Here is a 19,552-nt window from a genome sequence, read left to right on the forward strand (position 1 = left end):
TACCATTTTCACCATCGATTGCCACTTTACCTGCAGTAATATTACCTTTGTTGCCATCGATTGTAACCTTATCGCCGGCCTTGATCGTACCTGTAGTACCATCAAGCGCGATTTGTTTCGTAGGATCTGAACCCAATGTCACTTGATCTTTAAGCGCAACTTCATAATTCGCGGAACCATTTTGATTCGTAGTTTTTGTAACAGTAATATTATTGCCCGCACTTACGGTAGTAGTCCCGGCTGCAGTCGCTTTTTTCAACTGATTTACATTGACTGCATCATTATCATCAACACCGTCAGCAACGTTGGTAATCTTATTGCCCCCATTATTTAAACCATCTCCTGTTAAGGATACGGTCTTATTACCTGTTGGGTCTGCTTTATTGATGGTAATACCATCTTTATTAACAACAGTCTTGTTGCCTGCATTATCTTCAGTCGTTACACCGTTTGCATTAGTAACGGTTTTGTTACCATTGCCATCTTGAGCTGTTACGCTGGTCACGGTAATATCGTCTTTCATGGTGACACGAACAGATGTGCCGTCTACCTTTGTAGAGATATTCTTGCCATCACCGATCACATCAACATCTTCACCAAGAGCTTTATGAACCTTGTTACCGTCTTCCGCTTTGATACCGAAGCCTTTTGCAGTCAATGCATCGCTTTGAGATTTCAATTGGCCGAGATTTACTGCATCAGTATCGCTGGTGCCATTGGCAACGTTTTGGATTCTTGTGCTGTTAGCATTGATACCATTTGTCGTCATAGAAGGACCATTATTGATGGTAACACCATTGGTATTTATAGTCGTATTGCCGGTCGTAACGGATTCTAAGCCGGTAAGTTTTTTAGCTAACCGTACTTTCAAATTGTTCGTACCGTCAGATACAACACCGATATTGTCATCGGTAGTCAATTTAGTTTCATCCGTAATGCCACCAACTACGTTTACTTGTTCATTAAGTTTCTTATTGATGACATTTCCTGTGTCACCACCGTACTTCATGCCGTCATCCAATGTAGCTACGTCATGTTTAGTACCATTCTTTTCTTCCACAACGAGGCGTGTGATGCTAGTGCCGTCAACGCCAGCTTTGCCCTCGCCACCCTTGATGGAGATGCCGTTAGCACCGTCCTTGCCGTTCAATCCGATGGAGCCGTCTTTGCCATTGATTACTACAGCGGAGCCGTCTTTACCGTTAACGCCGATAGAGCCGTTTTTGCCGTCAGCACCCTTCTTACCAAGCACTAAGTCGTCGCTTACATTGACTTTATACGGATTATTAGCAGAACCGTCGCCTTCAACGGTTGTGTTTTTACCGTCCACAAGTTTAGTCGCATTGGAACTGATTTCGTCACGTAATTGAGCAAGGTTAACAGCATCTGTTAAGTCTGTACCCTTAGCTACATTCTTGATTTGGTTACCGCCATTATTTAGGCCATCTCCTGTTAAAGATACGGTCTTATTACCTGTTGGGTCTACTTTATTGATGGTAATACCGTCTTTATTAACAACGGTCTTGTTGCCTGCATTATCTTCAGTCGTTACACCGTTTGCATTAGTAACGGTTTTGTTACCATTGCCATCTTGAGCTGTTACGCTGGTCACGGTAATATCGTCTTTCATAGCGACACGAACGGATGTGCCGTCCACCTTTGTAGAGATATTCTTGCCATCGCCAATCACGTCAACATCTTCACCAAGAGCTTTATGAACCTTGTTGCCGTCTTCCGCTTTGATACCAAAACCTTTTGCAGTCAATGCATCACTTTGAGATTTTAATTGACCGAAGTTAACTGCATCACTGTCATCAGTACCATTAGCTACATTGGTAATCTTCTTACCACCTGCGTCGATACCGGTCTTAACGATCTTAGGACCGTTGTTAATAGTCACACCATCCGTTGTCATCGCAGTATCGCCGGTTTTAACCGTATTAGCATTCACGGTATTAAGACCATTAAGATCCTTCGCCAATTTTACGGTCATCTTATTATTTGTGGCTTCTGTAACGACACCGATATTATTATCAGTTAAATTATTTCCGTTCGCACCACCAAGGATAGACATGGCTTGATTGGAACCACGGTGTATCACATTGTTGTCAGCCGCCGCGGTAGCACCGATTGTAGAATTGTCGGAGCCAAAGCGCAATGGTAATGTATGGTTATACAATTGGCTACCATTGATAGCATCTGTACTTGTGGTACTTACCAAACCAGCTGCTACGTTTTGGATTCGTCTTTCCTTGCCTACAGAGCCGACAGTAACTACGCCTGCAGGTATACCGCCCGCATAGTTATAGGTACCGTTACCTGTGTATGCATCCATGCCTTTTGTACTGGCACCGGCAGCTACATAAGCGGATTTACTACCTAAGTATACGGAATTACCCAATGTTGCCGTCACATCGCTACCCAATATCTGAGTATCGGAGAGATCACGTGCTGTATTGGATGTGTCGATGGTATTGTTATTACCTACAATACCGATATTTTTAAGATCTTTGTTGCCACTGTTTTTGGCTTGAATAGTATTCTTGGAACCTGTTACAGAAATACCGAGGATATTGCCTGCATCGCCTTGAGTAGACGCATCAGGATCACCGGAAACAGTATTATCATTACCGGTAATCATCACATCTTCGATTTTCTTAGGTGTTGTCAATAACGCCATGGATTCCAATTTAACAGTATTGCTATTACCGACAAGTCTATTCTTATTACCTTCTAAACGATTTTGATTACCGAATACACCGGAATTAGTAGCTGCAATAGTAGCTCCAGTCCCTGCCGGATTGTTACTGTTATCACTACCTACCACATATGTATTGGCACCAGATACGGCACTTCTTGCACCAATTGCAGCGGATGCACTTCCGGATGCTTGTGCTTGTGTACCGATAGCAAGAGCATCATTAGCTAAAGCTTGTGCTGTATCACCTAATGCACTCGCACTCTTACTGTTACTTTTAGCATCACTACCGATAGCAATCGCCTTGTTGTCGGATACGCCTGCGGAATAACCGATGGCAATCGCTTTATCTACCGCATCACCTTGATTTTTAATGGATGATGTAGCCAGTGTACCCATAGCAATAGAACTATTACCTGCGGATTGAGCACCGGCACCGATAGCCATGTTATACTCATAACCGGTAATGGCAAGTGTTTGTTTTAGACCAGTTGCAGCATTGCCGTCAGAATAGCCTACACCAAGAGTGATACTGCCCGTACTTTGAGCTTCATTGTTATTACCAATAGCAACGCTTCGTTCGCCTAATGCCTTCGCACTCACACCGGCAGCCATGGAATCTACACCAGATGCCAAGTCATTATTAAAGTTATTATTATTTGATGATTTTACGGAATAGTAATGCGTTTTTGAAGTATCTACCAACTCTTTAACTTGTTTCACGTTAGTAGCATCGGTATCTAATACACCAGCCGCCACATTACGGATAATAGTACCTTTACCACTCGTGTTGCGAAGTGTGATGCTATTATCAGCAGAACTTGTCGTTACGGTATCGTAGAATATCCCGGTATTGCCGGCACCACCAGCTCCGGCATGCGTTACACGAGCCACTGTATCATCAATAGATCTTTTCAATTGTGCTACTGTAACTGCATCTTGATCCGCAGAACCATCCGCTACATTTACGATACGACGCAATGCACCGGTGTCACCTACGGAAACCACGTTTCTTGGTTTTGCTTGACCGGTTAAATATCCGGTACCCGTATTCATAGCAGCGGTCGCTACTGAACTATTCCCAAGAGCGATATTGCCATCTTCAGAGCGAGCACCTTGACCGATTGCAACACTGGCAGCACCTGTTGCTCTTGCGTTAAAACCTATTGCGGTAGCGCCATTATCATTAGCACTAGCTTGATAGCCGATAGCTACTGCATCATCAGCCGCTATAGTTTCACTACCGATAGCAGTAGATTGAATTCTAGCAACAACGGCATCATTTTTATTAGCATGATAACCGATGGATACGTTTTTGCCTTCTGATGTATTACCGGTAGAACCTATATTTGTACCGGCTTCGGAACCAATAGCCACATTATGATCACTTTTAACGGCTTTGCCGGTTTTATAACCGATAGCGATATTTTGTTGACCATCTATATCATGACCGGCATTGTCACCGATGACAACATGAGAACCTTTAGCCCCCAACAAGTCACCAACCATACCTTTACCGGCATTATTACCGACAACAACAGAACCTATAGCGTTAGATTCAGCCTTATTACCAATGGCAATGCCTGTACCTGCATTAGCTAATGCTTCCGTACCGATGGCAACGGAATCCGCTTGACCTGCCAAAGCTTTTTTACCCATTGCAACAGCACCTACATTGCCAGCTTTCGCTTCCGTACCGAGAGATAAGCTGTCTTGTCCGGACGCAACGGTCTCCTTACCGATAGCAACACCGGCTTCACTTTTAACTTTTGTCCCATCACCGATAGCAATCGCACTATTGCTGTTCTTTTCAACAGTAGTAGTGTTACCGATAGCTATGGCATTGTTTGATGCAATAGTTTTAGCATCGGTGCCGATTGCCATGCTATTGCTCACAAGTTGAGTATTAGCACCATCATTGTAAACTGTGGCCCTTTTACCCATAGCGATAGAAGTATTGCCACGTGCATTAGCTTTATCACCAATGGATACGCTGGACTGCCCACCGCCAAGAACGACAACGGAGCTGTTGCCATCAGCTGTCATGCCCGCAAAGGACCCGCTAGTTGCATTATTACCTATAGCAACACTTCTGCTAGCACTACCGGAAGCTCGAGCATCATTACCGATAGCTAATGAATCCTGAGCACCCGCATAAGACTTAACACCTACAGCAATTGCATCATCACCTAGTGCCTGTGCATCATCACCTGTAGATTTGGCTCTGAAATATTTCATGCCCGGTTTAGTTGGATCTAACCCCAATTTAGTATTGAGGTCTTCCAATTTATCAATGGCGACTTTATTTTTATCGATATTTGTCTTATTGGTTCCAATTGCAGTCTTATTTGTATTGATATCATTAGTATTTGCTTGAATATTGGTCTTATTAGTATTAATAGAACCGGTATTAGCTGCAATGTCATTTTTATTAGTATCTATAGCCGCCTTGTTTTTAGCGATTTCTGTCTTATTAGTTTCAGTCGCAGTTTTATTTGCAGCAATAGCGGTCTTATTTGTTTCGATTGCTGCTTTATTAGTCCCAATATCTGTCTTATTTTGGGTAATATTTGTTGTAGCTGTTGCCATTTCAGCGGTAGTAGCAACACCTGTCGCAGCAACGGTAATCGTATTAGTTGTTGCATCCTTAGTTACAGAAATATTAGGACCGGCAACAATTTTATCACCGTCATTAATCGTTTCCGCCTGCACACCGCAGATTCCTCCCACGAGGAACATACCTACTAACAAGGCTCTACTTAACCCTTTAGCTGAAGTCGAAATAGACTTTAATAGAGGGTTACCATTCGCCTTACCCCCATTTTTTGCTAATTCTGACACTACTTCATATTGACCTTTTGTGCGATTATACACAACCTTATAGACTCGATTCATTACATCACTCCCATTCAAATAATAATTTTATAATTTTAATACACACTAAAAACTTTTAATCATAAGTTTATAATATATACTTATGATAATCAAGTTGATATTACCATTATTTTTTATCGAAATCAATACTTTTTTCATCTTGTTTTCATAATTAATTTAAAGTAATCAAACATTTGTGACAAATACCTATGCCTTTTGATTCATAATTTCCATTCTGCCACGGAGAAAATGGCCTTGTCGTCTTATTTGTCGGCACATAGAGCCATATGAGCGTTCATAACCACGCTTCTTTGCCTCAACATATACTTGAGATAGCCCTTCATGTTTAAACTTAGAATGCATACGCTTGATAAGTGCTACTTCTTCCTCAGTGTGTTGATTAGGATGAGAATGTGGTTTACGACTGTACAATCGAAGTGAATCAATAGTTCCGTCGAAACGCTTTACCCAACGTTGTACTTGTTGTCTACTAGTATGATAACGGCGTGCAGCTTCAGCATTATTTCCATGCTTTATAGCATGTTCACATACTCGTTTACGAAACCTTGATTCCTCAGTTATAATAGAATGCATGAGAAGAAACCATTATGAGAAAATGCACAAAAAGGGCTACATCAATAGATATGCTGTTTGATGTAGCCCTTAAAGGTACATTCATTATGTACCTTTGTATGAAATTTTTATATCTACAGTTGAGTACTCACTGTGAGGTATGGACTTTCACAAGTAATGCACTCATTATTCGTATATAGCTGGATATTATTTATCAAGTTTGTTCATATCCATACGATTCATGCTGCCAATGAAGCTATTATAGGACTCAACCATATCATTATAATGATCATTTGTTTGGTCACCTAAGAATGTACGAATTCTACCAATAGCTGTATTTAATGAAGACTTAGTACTGTTATATTCCGAACTAGTAATGCTATTGGATACATCCATGATGCCTTGTAACTCTTGGTTAGCTGCATTTACATCGATTTGTTTACCCTCTTCAAAGCCATCCAATAAAGCAGTTAAACGTAAATGAATTTCTTGAGCTGCCGCTGCATTTTTCTTGCCAGACTCTTTAAGTTCTTTTAAGTGAGCTTGTTGATTTTCCATATTGTGTTTATGAATCACTGCATCTAATTGGTTATACGCTGCATAGAATTGATCATATAATTGAACGTATTTAGGTCCTAATTGTTGTTCTTTAGCATAATTATCTGCTTTATATGTATTAGTTTGGTAGTAAGTATCCAAGTCACTCGCTACTGGTACAATCTCCTTCAACACAGCTAATACCTTATCAAGAGGTTCCTTCATATCATCATATGGCACGCCAGCATCTTTAGCAGCTTGTAATTCCTCTTGTAAAGAATCAAAATGTGGGGCCATAAAGCTTGTTAAATGTTGACCTTCTCTTAGGTTTTGGATGTCTGGACCGATAGCATAGCCAAAGCGCACTGTATGACTGTTAAAATCGCCGACAGCTTTAATGTAGTTGTTAAACACTTTAACGTCTTCTTGTGATGCCTTTTGAGAACCTTGTTGCACACCATTGGCAACCTTAGAAAAGCTACAACCAGTCAAAAATAGTGGAGATGTGAGCGCAGTCACACACAATACTGCTGTTGTTAGTTTTTTTACTAGTGGATTCAAAATAAATCTCTCCTTTTAAAATAACCCATAAAGTATACATCTATAACTAAATTATATACTAAGTATGATTTTTACAAAAGTCATACTTATGCATTTCATCAAAAAAAAGGCATAGTACCTATCATTTCCTATCAATTACAAACCGATAGCAGTATAGATACTATGCCTGTATGTATAGAGATTATGTTAAGGACTTGTCAAAGACGCCTATGAGTTCTTCGACGGCTTGCGATTCACTCATTTCTCCATCTAAAACAGCCGCTTCGACTTCGCCCATGCGACCTTGAATGACTACATTATTAAAGAATAGGTTGTGCAAGTGTTCGTCAATCATATCACGTACCCAACGAAGGGATTGTTCTTGACGACGTTTGAGGAATACGCCATTTTCTTTACCTTGTTCCGTAAATTCTTGGATCACATCCCATAATTCGTCGAGGCCGTCCTTTGTAACGGCAGAACATGTGTAGGCTTGAGTTTTCCATTTTTCCGTAGCAGGGCGGATATAATGCAACATCCGATCATAATCGCTACGGGCAATAAGAGCTCGTTTAAGGTTATCCCCATCCGCCTTGTTGACCACAATAGCATCGGCCAATTCCATAACGCCTTTTTTGATGCCTTGTAATTCATCGCCTGCACCGGTTAATACGATAAGCATAAAGAAGTCTACCATGGAACGAACGGTAACTTCACTTTGCCCTACCCCAACGGTTTCGACGAGAATAATATCGTACCCAGCAGCCTCGCAAAGTAGCATGGTCTCTCTACTTTTACGAGCTACACCGCCTAGTGTGCCACCAGCTGGCGATGGACGGATATATGCCTCAGGATGTTTCGTCAACGTTTCCATCCGCGTCTTATCGCCCAAGATACTACCCTTGGTGACTTGGCTTGTAGGGTCTACAGCAAGTACGGCCACCTTGTAACCTGCTTCAATGAGCATGTTCCCGAAGGCTTCAATAAATGTACTTTTACCAGCCCCAGGCACACCGGTAATACCGATGCGCAACGCCTTGCCGGTACGAGGCAATATGGCTTGTAACACTTGTTGAGCTAATTTAAAGTGTTCCTTATTATTACTTTCTACTAATGTGATAGCCCGTGAAAGTATAACGCGGTCCCCCTGCTCGATACCGCGTACATAATCAGCGACAGTTAATTTCTTGCGCCGCTGTACGGGACGTACCGACGGAGCCAGATGAGCGGAGCTAGATAAAAGGCCATCGTGCATTTCTTTGACGCCTTTCATTACGCGGCACGCATAAGTATCATCTTTCTTAGCTTCTTCTGGCACCCAATCGGGACGATAAGTATCAGTCATCAGACTCTTCTTCTTGAACGTGGCTAGTCAATGTTTCTAGTAATTTTTTAGCCGCTACAGGCAAAACTGTACCAGGGCCAAAGATAGCCACTGCGCCATGTTCGCGTAGGAATTCATAGTCCTGAGCAGGGATTACGCCGCCGATGGCAACTAAAATATCTCCACGGCCCCGCTTGTTGAGTTCCTCTACAAGTTGAGGCAATAATGTCTTATGCCCCGCCGCAAGAGAACTAAATCCGACAATATGAACGTCATTATCCACCGCATCTTGTGCTGTTTCTTCTGGAGTTTGGAACAAAGGTCCGATATCCACGTCAAAGCCCATGTCCGCGAAGGATGTAGCGATAACTTTGGCACCACGGTCATGACCGTCTTGGCCCATCTTCGCAATCATGATACGAGGACGACGACCTTCGAGTTCTTCAAAGTTATCCGCCATTTGACGTACTTCTTTGATTACATCGTCATCTTCAAATTCACTAGAGTATACACCGGAAATAGAGCGAATAACCGCTTTATGACGACCGCATACCTTTTCAACAGCAAAGGAAATTTCACCCAAGGATGCACGGGCACGAGCCGCTTCAAGCGCAAGAGCAAGCAAGTTGCCTTCGCCCGATTCTGTAGCCTTTGTGATCGCTTCAAGACAGGATTGAACTTTTTCTTCATCTCGGTTAGCACGCAATTGTTCGAGACGACGAATTTGCGCTTCCCGTACAGCCGTGTTATCTACGTCGAGGATATCCAATGGGTCTTCTTTATCTAGACGATATTTGTTGATACCAATAATCGCTTCACGACCAGAGTCGATACGAGCTTGGCGACGTGCAGCAGCTTCTTCGATACGCATCTTAGGAAGCCCTGTATCGATAGCTTTCGCCATACCGCCAAGAGATTCGATTTCTTGAATATGACCCCAAGCGCGACGAATCAATTCATCTGTCAACGCTTCTACATAGTAGGAACCGCCCCATGGGTCGATAACCTTACATACCTTAGTTTCATCTTGGATGTAAAGCTGAGTATTACGCGCAATACGTGCGGAGAAGTCCGTAGGCAACGCAATGGCTTCGTCAAGCGCATTCGTATGTAGAGATTGCGTATGGCCCAAAGCCGCGCCCATCGCTTCCATACATGTACGAGCCACGTTGTTGAACGGATCTTGTTCTGTAAGAGACCAACCAGATGTTTGGCTATGTGTACGAAGTGCCATGGATTTAGGATTTTCAGAGCCGAAACTATTGATAATCTTAGCCCACAACATACGAGCTGCACGCATTTTTGCCACTTCCATGAAGTAGTTTTTACCGATTGCCCAGAAGAAGGACAAGCGTGGTGCGAACTGGTCAACGTGAAGTCCCGCATTAACACCGGTACGGATATATTCGAGACCATCGGCCAATGTGTAACCTAATTCGATATCCGCAGTAGCGCCCGCTTCTTGCATATGGTAGCCGGAAATGGAGATACTATTGAACTTAGGCATGTACTGGGATGTATACGCAAAGATATCGCCGATAATGCGCATGGACGTAGCTGGAGGATAAATATAAGTATTACGTACCATGAACTCTTTCAAGATATCATTTTGGATTGTACCAGCCATAACCTTTTTATCTACACCTTGTTCTTCACCAGCCAAGATGTAGAACGCCATTACTGGCAATACGGCGCCATTCATGGTCATGGATACAGACATTTGATCAAGGGGGATACCGGAGAATAAAATTTCCATGTCGAGGATGGAGTCTACCGCAACACCCGCTTTACCAACGTCACCTACTACACGAGGATGATCGGAGTCATAACCACGGTGAGTAGCAAGGTCAAAGGCGATAGACAAACCCTTTTGGCCCGCTGCCAAGTTACGACGATAGAACGCATTGGATTCTTCCGCTGTGGAGAAACCAGCGTACTGACGTACTGTCCAAGGACGCGTTACATACATCGTGGAATAAGGTCCGCGCAAATACGGAGGCACACCGGCCATGTAGTCAAGGTGTGTCATTCCTTCATAATCCATCTCCGTATAGAGCGGTTTCACCTGGATCTGTTCCATCGTCGTATTGTATAACTCTTCAAAGCTTTTTCCTGTTTCTTTTTGAAGTTCAGCAAGCCATGCATCGCGAGATGTTGCTGTCTGAGATTCCAAGCCAAGAGAGGAGAAGTCTGGATTTTTAAACATGAGCTCACATCCCTTTCTTATCTTGTAACGCATGTAGAATTTCGTAGCAATTTGCGCGAACAGAGATGAAATCATCTACACCCGCTTCACGGTATACAGGTTCAAGGTCCTTAGAAGGTGCACCGGCCAAGATAACCGTTACATGAGGCATAGTTTCTTTCAATTCTTTAGCGAGTGGTGGTACTAATTCAGGATATGTGTCATCTGTAGAACAGATAACTACCACATCAGCGCCACTTTCACGAGCCGCTTTTGCCGCATCAGCCGTCGTTTCATGACCATCATTCTTGATTACTTCGAAGGCTGCTACTTCAAAGAAACCTGTGGAGAAGTCCGCACGAGGTTTATGTTGAGGAATAGGGCCCATATTCGCTAAGAATACCTTCACATTATCTTTTGTACGTTGTTTATAGTTTTCCGTACGCATACGAAGGGCTTCAAATTGTTCAGTCCAACGATGAGCTGTGATAGGTTCAATTGTTTCAGACGAAATATCGCCAGCATCTAAGGCCTTACGGATTTGACGCATTGTCATTTTTTGTAATGCCCCAAGTTCGATGAGTCCAATCAATGCACCTGGCTCTGTTGTGCTTGCTTCAAGTGTAGATTGGGCTTTTACAACCGCTTCTGGATTTGCCGTTGCCAAGTATTCTTCGAGATGAGCCACCCGTTTTTGACGCAATGTTTCTTGATTTTCAGGTTTTGGATCAAGCAATTCTTCCGTCATGTTCGCGTACATGTTGTTACCAACCGCTACATCCTTACGGAATGCAAGGTTTTTAAAGCGTTCATTAAGAATCGTTTTAACTTGCGCTTGAGGATAACCTTCCTTCAATGCAGCGATGATGCCACCCTTAGACTCAATAGTTTGGAATTCATCCCAAATCTTTTCGCAGAGTTCAGCAGCCAAGGTTTCTACATACCAAGAACCGCCTACAGGGTCAACTGGTTGACGCAATTCAAATTCAGTTTGCAACATAACTTGGATATTACGAGCAATACGACGAGAGAATTCATCGGATTTGCGGATTGGTTGGTCAAATGGAGATACTTCAAGGCTATTGAGACCACCTACAACGCCGGAGAATGCTTGTGTTGTGTTACGCAACAAGTTTACATATGGGTCGTATACGGTTTTTGTGAAAGCAGATGTTCTGCCGTGTACATGAACGGCACGGTCGCTTTCATCAGCACCAAAAGCCTCCATAATGCGAGCCCAAAGCACGCGCAACGCACGCAATTTAGCAATTTCCATAAAGAAATTTGCACCCATGGAGAATGTAAACATCATGCTCTTAGCGATGGTATGAATATCAATGTTGCGTTGTGCCAATTGACGCACGTAGCAAACAGCTGTTGCCAATGCATAGGCAACCTCTTGCACATCGTTAGCACCGCCATTAGCGTATACATCACCGGATACAAGCACAGTTTTAAGCTCAGGGGCTTGATCCTTAGCCCATACAACAGCATGTGCCATTTCATCAAAAGCAGTATCCAATGACATATGCAAAGCACCGTCTTTAACCCACACACCGATAGGATCTGCACCTACTAGACCTTTCAAATCGGATGTTTGCTTTTTAGAAGCTTTCACAGTAGCCGACAACATCCCCAGCAAAATCGCTGCGGATGCGCCAGTTTCGATGTATAAAGGATTTTCCTTAAGATTAAATCGTTCAATTAATTGGCTGCAATCATCCATTGTGGACAAGGATGTCCCGCCTACACCAACAGATGCGCCTACTTGCACGTCTTGATCGTGACGTGTTGCTTCATCAAGACGAATGTTGTGAATAGTTCCGCCTTTCACAACTTCGTATAAACTTGCATGATTGGCATCCTTCGGTAAGGATTCATCAACATATTGAGATACGCCCCAAGAATCTTTGATATAGCCGCTTGCTTTTGTGCCACGTAGGAACTCGCCTGCGCCAGGGTAAACGCCCTTAGGAATCTTGTCCTGATGCAATGCAGGTGTATAAATCGGTTGAAGCGTAATACCTTCATAAGTTTTGGTGAACATTTTTTTATGGAAATCGCCACCCTTTAACGCCTTTTCAACCTCAGCCTGCCATCGTTCATACGTAGGTTTCTCAAATTCATCAAAGGATACAGGCGCCAGTAAATCGCGTTCAGCGTCCTTTGAAGTCTTTTTGTCAGACATATATGTGCCTCCTTTTCAACTTGAAACCATACAGGGGAACAGCGCACCGTACCAGTAAGTTGCTTTGTACATGAGTTACATAGGCACACACTATTCATCAATCTGATGCTTCTCCAATTATACTAAGCCTATGCCATATATGAAACAGACTCTCTAGCGTGGCAAATAAAAAACGTGCCACCCGAGAGTGACACGTAAGGTTACATATTGAAAGGTACACTAAAAACACTGTAGCCAAAGACTGTAGCAAGCATACCTCAATCCCCTTCCTATCGCTCGTAGGTACATAACGGTGATTATCAAATAGGCAGTTCTCCTGGCTTGGAGTCAACGCCTCGCTTTCGCCTTCCCAGATTACTCCAGTGACATTTTGAAAGCAGGCTCATCCTTACAGTGGCGGGACCGCATCGGCTTGTACCGATTTCTCTATTAAGTCTTGCGACACCTATTCTCTGTATTCGTTGTTCTAAGTCCACTATAGTGTAAAAATATACACAAAGTCAATGAACATAACAGTTAATCATAAGTAGTAAATTTTAGGTTATAACTAATGCATATATAAAATGATGAAAATGCATAGATGTAATTTTTGAGAATTAACTAAGTTATTTGAAGTTGCTACGCTACCATCATGATATAATATGTCTACTAGTAGGAGGTCGCATCATGAATGATATAAATAAAAAAGGTCTCAGCACCACATTGCTGTGCTGTTTAATTTGGGGTTTACTGCCCCTCTATTGGGCACTTTTAAACCAAGTATCATCCTTTTCCGTACTATCGCACCGCATCATCTGGTCCGGATTTTGGATGTTCTTCCTCGTCATCGCCACAGGGCGCCAACAACTGCGTATGGACATACAACTTTTACGCACCCACCTTACGCAATTAGGTCTACTATTACTGGCTGCTATACTTATCAGCATCAACTGGTTCACCTACATTTGGGCCGTTACGAACCAACACGTACTCGACACGAGCCTTGGCTATTACATCAATCCATTGCTCAATGTATTGCTGGGTATCCTAATCTATAAAGAAAGATTACTATGGCCACAAAAACTGAGTATTGCCATTGCATTCTTAGGTGTGGCCATCATGACTGTTCAAATGGGAACTCTACCCATCGTCTCTATCATCCTAGCCGTTTCCTTTAGTCTCTACGGAGCCGTTAAGAAACGACTCACCATCCATCCATTTTCGAGCATCGCCTTCGAGGCATGGCTCGTCACACCGATGGCATTGTGGTATTTAGCGGTTATGGACACCACCTCGTGGGCCTTTATCGAAAACCTAACACCGACCGGTCTCCTCCTCATCGGCGCCGGCCTTACCACATCGATTCCGCTCATCCTCTTTTCATACGGTGCCCACCTATTGCCACTGAACATACTCGGCTTTTTACAATACCTATCCCCTACCATGGGCTTCTTCTTGGCCATCTTCTACTTTGGTGAAAGCTTTGGTACAGCCCAACTCATAGCCTTCGGCTGTATCTGGGTGGCACTCGTATTGTTCACCCTATCCAATCAAATGACGACACGTATTAAGATAAAAAAATAGAATACATTACCAAAAAGCTGTATCAAATGGAATTCTCATTTAATACAGCTTTTTATGTGTTCGTTTTACACGTGTCTAACGTAAATAAACTCAGATCTTATTAATCTAACTCATTCATATTTGTCGTATTCATATTAGAAATATAATGGTTATAAGCCTCAACCATACGAGTATAGTCCTTATCTTGTTTTGAACCCATATAAGTGCGAATAGCACCGATTGTAGAGTTTACAGAGGTCTTAACAGTATCATAATTAGAGCTAGTAATGCCATTAGACAAATCACCAATAGCTTGTAACTCTTGATTAATCGCGTTCACATCCAATTGTTTTTCATTATCTAACTTTTCAAGAATAGCGGTAAGTCTCAAATGAACCTCTTGTGCTGCGGCTGCGTTTTTCTTACCTGCATCGCGCAATTCTTGTAACCGTTGTTGTAATCGATCGAGGTTGATTTTATGCATCAGATTATCAAAATCTGCATAGATAGGCACAAATTGCTCATACAACTGTACATATTTTGGACCTAATTGCTGCTCCTTAGCATAGTTATCTGTAGTATACCCTTTAGATTTATAGTATGCATCGAGCTCTTCGGCCACCGGTATAATTTCATTCAATTTTGAAAGCAACTTATCTAAAGGCTCCTTCATTTCATCATAAGGAATACCGACTTGCTTAGCCTCTTCTAATTCTTTTTGTAGCTGCTTAAAATTCGGTGCATTAAATACAGTTAAATGCTCGCCTGCTTTTAAATCATTAATCGTCGGTGTATTCGCATAATCAAACATAACGGACATACGATTATATCGGCTTATGGCTTTCACATATTGATTAAATAATTGTACCTGATTCTGTTCCGACCGCTGTGCAATTTCCTTACGGCTCTGCTCAGTGCCCTGCCATAGCTCTGACATGCTACAACCGCTCAAAAACAAAGGTGCTGTCAACGTTACTGCACACAATACAGCCATTGCAATCCTTTTGCCAAGTGGTTTCATGATGAATTCTCTCCTTTCATCAATATACAGCTTAGTTTATACATTCTAATTATATACCATTATGATTTGTATAAATAGAACCAATGCGTAAAAATCATATAACTATCATTTGTCAAGTGACTAATAGAGTCAGGGGTGACCAATGATCAGCCCTATACACATCATTTACTTCCCACAAGTTGTTTAAATCTTTCATTATTGTGAAAGCGTTCAAAATGGTCTTGTTCGGCTGCAACCGCCTTTACAGAAGGATCAATTTTTATAGCCTTTTCTAGCCAATCAAGAGCCTTAGTATCATCCCCTTGGTCTGCATAAATGGTAGCAATACCATACACAGACCAAGTGTTACTAGGGTCCTTTTCCAACACCTTTTCAAACCATTGTTTAGAATCGTTTAACTGACCTTGCAACTTATAGACCATGGCCATATTATAGTAGTTAGCCACATTATTAGGATCTAAATCATAAGCCTTCTTCGTATCAATCAAACCTTTAGCTATATCGCCATTAAGTGCTGTTGCAAAGCCTCGTATAGAATAGGCTTCAGCATTATTGGCATTTACATTAATAGCTATTGTCGATTCTTCTATCGCCTTATCATAATTGCCAGACGATAGGACTTGTTTGGCGGCAATTACATGTTCATCTTGACCTTGAATTGTTTTAGCTTGTTCATTAGCTGTTGTTGTTGGTTTAGTATCTTGCTGAGTCTTAATGTCTATGCCACAACCTAATAGGCTAAGCAAACATATACATAATAGAATATATCTCATATAATAACCCCTATATTTTTATTAAGTACTATCATGTAATGTATTAAATATGATTATAAGTATACTAAAACTATATACAAAAAAGGACGAGCTGCAACTCGTCCTTTTTCGTTATATTGTCAGTAATTCCATAAACTCTACCTGTACAGAGTATAGCATAGAAATCTACAACTAGTAAACACTATCAATTATAGGTTTTACATATTATTTTTTAGCCTTAGAGCAACGATCCAATAAGTATGCAACGCTTACGAATGGGATGCCGCCACTTTCACCAAGACCAATTTCACATGTAGAACTGGAACTTACACCAAGTGTAGCACCATATTCGGCAACTTCACTAGCAAGGTCTTTTGTAGCTGCTTTATTAAGTTCTGGTGTGAAGAAACCTTTTTGACCAGCAAAGCCATCGCATGCGAATGATTTAATATTGAATACATGGTCAGAGCATAGACGTGCCAAGTCTTCAATATATTGAGATTTGCCCAATACTTTGATTTTACATTGTTTATGAACAATAACACGTTCATCGCATTTTGTAATATCAAGACGAGGTACTACGAATTTGCATAAGAATTCAGAAATATCATTGATTTCTAAATCTGGCATATGTTTGAATGCATGGTTAAAGCATGCACTATGGTCGATAACGATTGGATATTTACCATTTTGAGATGCTTTCATCAACGCATCGTGTAAATCTTTTACAGCACGTTCATGTACATCATCGTAGTTTTCAAAGCTCAAGCCGCAGCAGAGGTTTTCGATATGTTCAGGATAGATAATATCGATTTGAGCCTTATTGCAAAGGCTTTCAACAACTTGTTGCAAGCTGCGTTGATCATCATAACCTTGGTTTTGACGGAACGCACGGTTCGCACAAGTACTGAAGTATACAACCTTTTCAAAGTTAGTAGGTTTAATGCGGTTTTTCAATTTATAGCGGTTAGCCTTAGGTGTTGTTTTAGGTACATAAGGTGTTACGCCAGTTACGCCATGTAAACCTTCAGTGATTTTGGAAATTGCTTTTTGTGTAATAATAGCACCCGCAATGCCTTCAAGGCTTACGCCGGCACGGCACATTTCAAGAGTACTGGAGAAGTTATCGTAAATTTTCTTAGCCAAACCAGGTGCTGGTGGATCAATGCGACGCATGGATAATGCGATTTGTGCAGTATCGATGCTAAGTGGGCAAAGACCTTTACACATAGAACATGCAGCACAAGTTTCAACACCGAAATATTCGTAACCTTTTTTAAGTTCATTTGCAACAGCGAAATTACCTTCATTTTCAAGGCGTTTAGTTTCACGCAACAATGCGATACGTTGGCGTGGTGTCAATGTCAAATTACGGCTAGGGCAGTTCTTTTCACAGAAACCACATTCCATACAGATTGTGAAAGCATCATCGATAACACATTGTGCTTTAAGATTTTTCTTGTACACATCAGGATCGTCAGTAATTATAACATCAGGGTTCAAGATGCGAGTAGGGTCAAAAATAGCTTTGATACGACGGTTGATTTCATACGCTTTACGGCCCCATTCCATTTCGATGAAAGGTGCCACCATACGGCCTGTACCATGTTCAGCTTTCAAAGAACCACCAAAACCAGATACGCGTTCGGACATTTCTTTTACCAAATCGCCGAAGTTCTTAGTATCTTTAGGATCACTGAAATCAGGAGTAATGTTAAAGTGAACGTTACCGGACAACGCATGACCGAAGATTACACCACCATCAACGAAATCGTATTTGTGGAATAATTCAGTAAGCATTTCGATGCCCTTAGTGAAATCTTCGATTTGGAAACAAACATCTTCTGTTATAACAGTAGTACCTTTTCTACGTTGACCACCAACGATTGGCAAGATACCTTTACGGATTGCCCACCAGGAATCGTATTCTTTAGGATCTTGAGAATAAAGACTTGGAATAGCTGTTGGAATATCTTTCAATTGTTCTTTAATGAAAGCCAAGTTTTCATCAACAATTTCTTTGGAGTAACTTTCGGTTTGGAACAAAATAGCACTTGTACCTTCTGGAACTTCACGAACGAAATCAGGTACATTATCTAGAGTTTGAACTGCTTTTAAGGATTGATAGTCCATCATTTCAGCAGCCACAACCTTTTCACGGCCCATATTAGCCAAGGCTACAACGGCAAGAGATGCGTCGTTCAATGTGCTGAAGAACATGAGACCGCAACCTTTGTGAGGTACATCTTCAACAGTGTTGTACACGATTTCAGATACAAAGCCCAATGTACCTTCGGAACCGATGAACAAGTGATTGATAATATCGATGATATCTTCAAAATCTACAAGAGAGTTCAAACCGTAACCTGTAGTATTTTTGATTTTGTATTTGTGATGAATCAAATGAGTCAACTCTTCATCAGCCAAGATTTCTTTGCGCAATTGCAAGATATCTTCAACCATTTGTGGTTTTTCTTTGAGGAATTGATCGATGCTCTTTTTATCAGATGTATCCAAAATAGAACCATCTAATAAGACAACGCGAATAGAGCGAATTGTTTTATAAGAGTTTTGTGCAGTACCACAGCACATGCCGGAGGAGTTATTGTTCAAAATACCGCCTACCAATGCTGTTGCAAGTGTTGCAGGATCTGGACCGATTTTACGATTATATGGTTTCAACAAATCATTCGCATCAGAACCGATAACACCACATTCGCAACGCAATGCTTTGCCATCGTCGATAACTTCCATTTTTTTGAAGCCATCATTACATACAATAAGCACGTCTTCACTGGAACATTGACCAGATAAAGAAGAACCAGCTGCACGGAATGTAAATGGTGTGCCGCATTGTTGACACAAACGAATAAGACGACGTACTTCGGATTCGTTTTCTGCTTTTACCACTACTTTTGGTAAATAACTGTAACAAGATGCATCTACACCATACGCATAACGGCGCAGACGGTCTGTATAAACACGATCCTTACAAATCGCTTGCGCCTCTTTGGCAAAACGATCATAATCTTTAACTAATATACTCACTTGAAAAGCCTCCAATCCTATCCTTAGGAAAATTTCTTTTATACCTAGTATACGCCGTTCTCATTTCGCTCGCTACCATTATGCATAAATTGTATATGAAATATAAATTCTATAGATGCATAATACAAAACACGCTTTAGTTGAAAGTTGATTTCATTTACCCAGAAAATAAGCAGTTTCCCTAGGAACACACATCAATAAAAATATATGATAACTACTTATGAAAGCCCATATGGGTATCCCCCATCAATATGCATATCCATGGGAATC

At 41.6% G+C, this 19,552-nt stretch carries 10 protein-coding genes and 1 riboswitch; of the genes, 1 reads left to right on the forward strand and 9 read right to left on the reverse strand.

Features of this window, described 5'->3' with window-relative positions:
* The 6 genes from RYO55_RS08040 to RYO55_RS08065 all read right to left on the reverse strand — a co-directional run.
* Positions 1-5,593: ESPR-type extended signal peptide-containing protein (locus tag RYO55_RS08040; RefSeq protein WP_314984973.1), on the reverse strand; the 5,593-nt coding region annotated here is incomplete at its 3' end.
* 186 nt (positions 5,594-5,779) lie between these two features.
* Positions 5,780-6,166 carry a helix-turn-helix domain-containing protein gene (locus RYO55_RS08045; RefSeq protein ID WP_314984974.1) on the reverse strand — a complete coding sequence of 129 codons (387 nt, stop codon included), beginning with the start codon at positions 6,164-6,166 and terminating at the stop codon, positions 5,780-5,782.
* Between the two features lie 186 nt (positions 6,167-6,352).
* A complete protein-coding gene (locus RYO55_RS08050; RefSeq protein WP_314984975.1) occupies positions 6,353-7,243 on the reverse strand; it encodes a DUF3829 domain-containing protein in 891 nt (296 codons plus the stop codon).
* A 181-nt stretch (positions 7,244-7,424) separates the two neighbouring features.
* Positions 7,425-8,567, reverse strand: a complete 1,143-nt coding sequence (meaB, locus tag RYO55_RS08055) for a methylmalonyl Co-A mutase-associated GTPase MeaB (protein WP_314984976.1) — start codon at positions 8,565-8,567, stop codon at positions 7,425-7,427.
* The gene (gene scpA / locus RYO55_RS08060) at positions 8,560-10,752 is read right to left on the reverse strand and encodes a methylmalonyl-CoA mutase (RefSeq protein WP_314984977.1); all 2,193 of its coding nucleotides are present in this window, start codon (positions 10,750-10,752) and stop codon (positions 8,560-8,562) included. Before scpA ends, meaB begins: the two co-directional genes overlap by 8 nt.
* 4 nt (positions 10,753-10,756) lie before the next feature.
* Complete coding sequence (locus RYO55_RS08065; RefSeq protein ID WP_298606232.1) at positions 10,757-12,919, reverse strand: methylmalonyl-CoA mutase family protein; 2,163 nt, start codon at positions 12,917-12,919, stop codon at positions 10,757-10,759.
* 288 nt (positions 12,920-13,207) lie between these two features.
* Positions 13,208-13,383: riboswitch (cobalamin riboswitch) on the reverse strand.
* A 202-nt stretch (positions 13,384-13,585) separates the two neighbouring features.
* Between RYO55_RS08065 and rarD the strand changes: the two genes are divergently transcribed.
* Positions 13,586-14,482 carry an EamA family transporter RarD gene (gene rarD / locus RYO55_RS08070; protein ID WP_314984980.1) on the forward strand — a complete coding sequence of 299 codons (897 nt, stop codon included), beginning with the start codon at positions 13,586-13,588 and terminating at the stop codon, positions 14,480-14,482.
* A gap of 100 nt (positions 14,483-14,582) precedes the next feature.
* Here rarD and RYO55_RS08075 read toward each other — a convergent pair whose 3' ends face one another.
* From RYO55_RS08075 to RYO55_RS08085, 3 genes are all read right to left on the reverse strand, one after another.
* Positions 14,583-15,482, reverse strand: a complete 900-nt coding sequence (locus RYO55_RS08075; protein WP_314984982.1) for a DUF3829 domain-containing protein — start codon at positions 15,480-15,482, stop codon at positions 14,583-14,585.
* Positions 15,483-15,643: 161 nt separating this feature from the next.
* Positions 15,644-16,255, reverse strand: a complete 612-nt coding sequence (locus RYO55_RS08080; RefSeq protein WP_314984984.1) for a TPR end-of-group domain-containing protein — start codon at positions 16,253-16,255, stop codon at positions 15,644-15,646.
* A 204-nt stretch (positions 16,256-16,459) separates the two neighbouring features.
* Positions 16,460-19,282, reverse strand: coding sequence for an FAD-binding and (Fe-S)-binding domain-containing protein (locus tag RYO55_RS08085; RefSeq protein WP_295228817.1), 2,823 nt, complete (start codon positions 19,280-19,282; stop codon positions 16,460-16,462).
* Positions 19,283-19,552: the final 270 nt, after the last annotated feature.

Origin of the sequence: uncultured Veillonella sp. (assembly GCF_963551295.1) — a bacterium.
In the GTDB taxonomy this organism is placed as follows: domain Bacteria; phylum Bacillota; class Negativicutes; order Veillonellales; family Veillonellaceae; genus Veillonella.

What these genes read in the sequence shown, in the direction of transcription:
- RYO55_RS08045 (WP_314984974.1), bottom strand. Translation starts at nt 6,166, where the DNA reads ATGCATTCTATTATAACTGAGGAATCAAGGTTTCGTAAACGAGTATGT.
- scpA (WP_314984977.1), bottom strand. Translation starts at nt 10,752, where the DNA reads ATGTTTAAAAATCCAGACTTCTCCTCTCTTGGCTTGGAATCTCAGACA.
- RYO55_RS08075 (WP_314984982.1), bottom strand. Translation starts at nt 15,482, where the DNA reads ATGAAACCACTTGGCAAAAGGATTGCAATGGCTGTATTGTGTGCAGTA.
- RYO55_RS08065 (WP_298606232.1), bottom strand. Translation starts at nt 12,919, where the DNA reads ATGTCTGACAAAAAGACTTCAAAGGACGCTGAACGCGATTTACTGGCG.
- meaB (WP_314984976.1), bottom strand. Translation starts at nt 8,567, where the DNA reads ATGACTGATACTTATCGTCCCGATTGGGTGCCAGAAGAAGCTAAGAAA.
- rarD (WP_314984980.1), top strand. Translation starts at nt 13,586, where the DNA reads ATGAATGATATAAATAAAAAAGGTCTCAGCACCACATTGCTGTGCTGT.
- RYO55_RS08080 (WP_314984984.1), bottom strand. Translation starts at nt 16,255, where the DNA reads ATGAGATATATTCTATTATGTATATGTTTGCTTAGCCTATTAGGTTGT.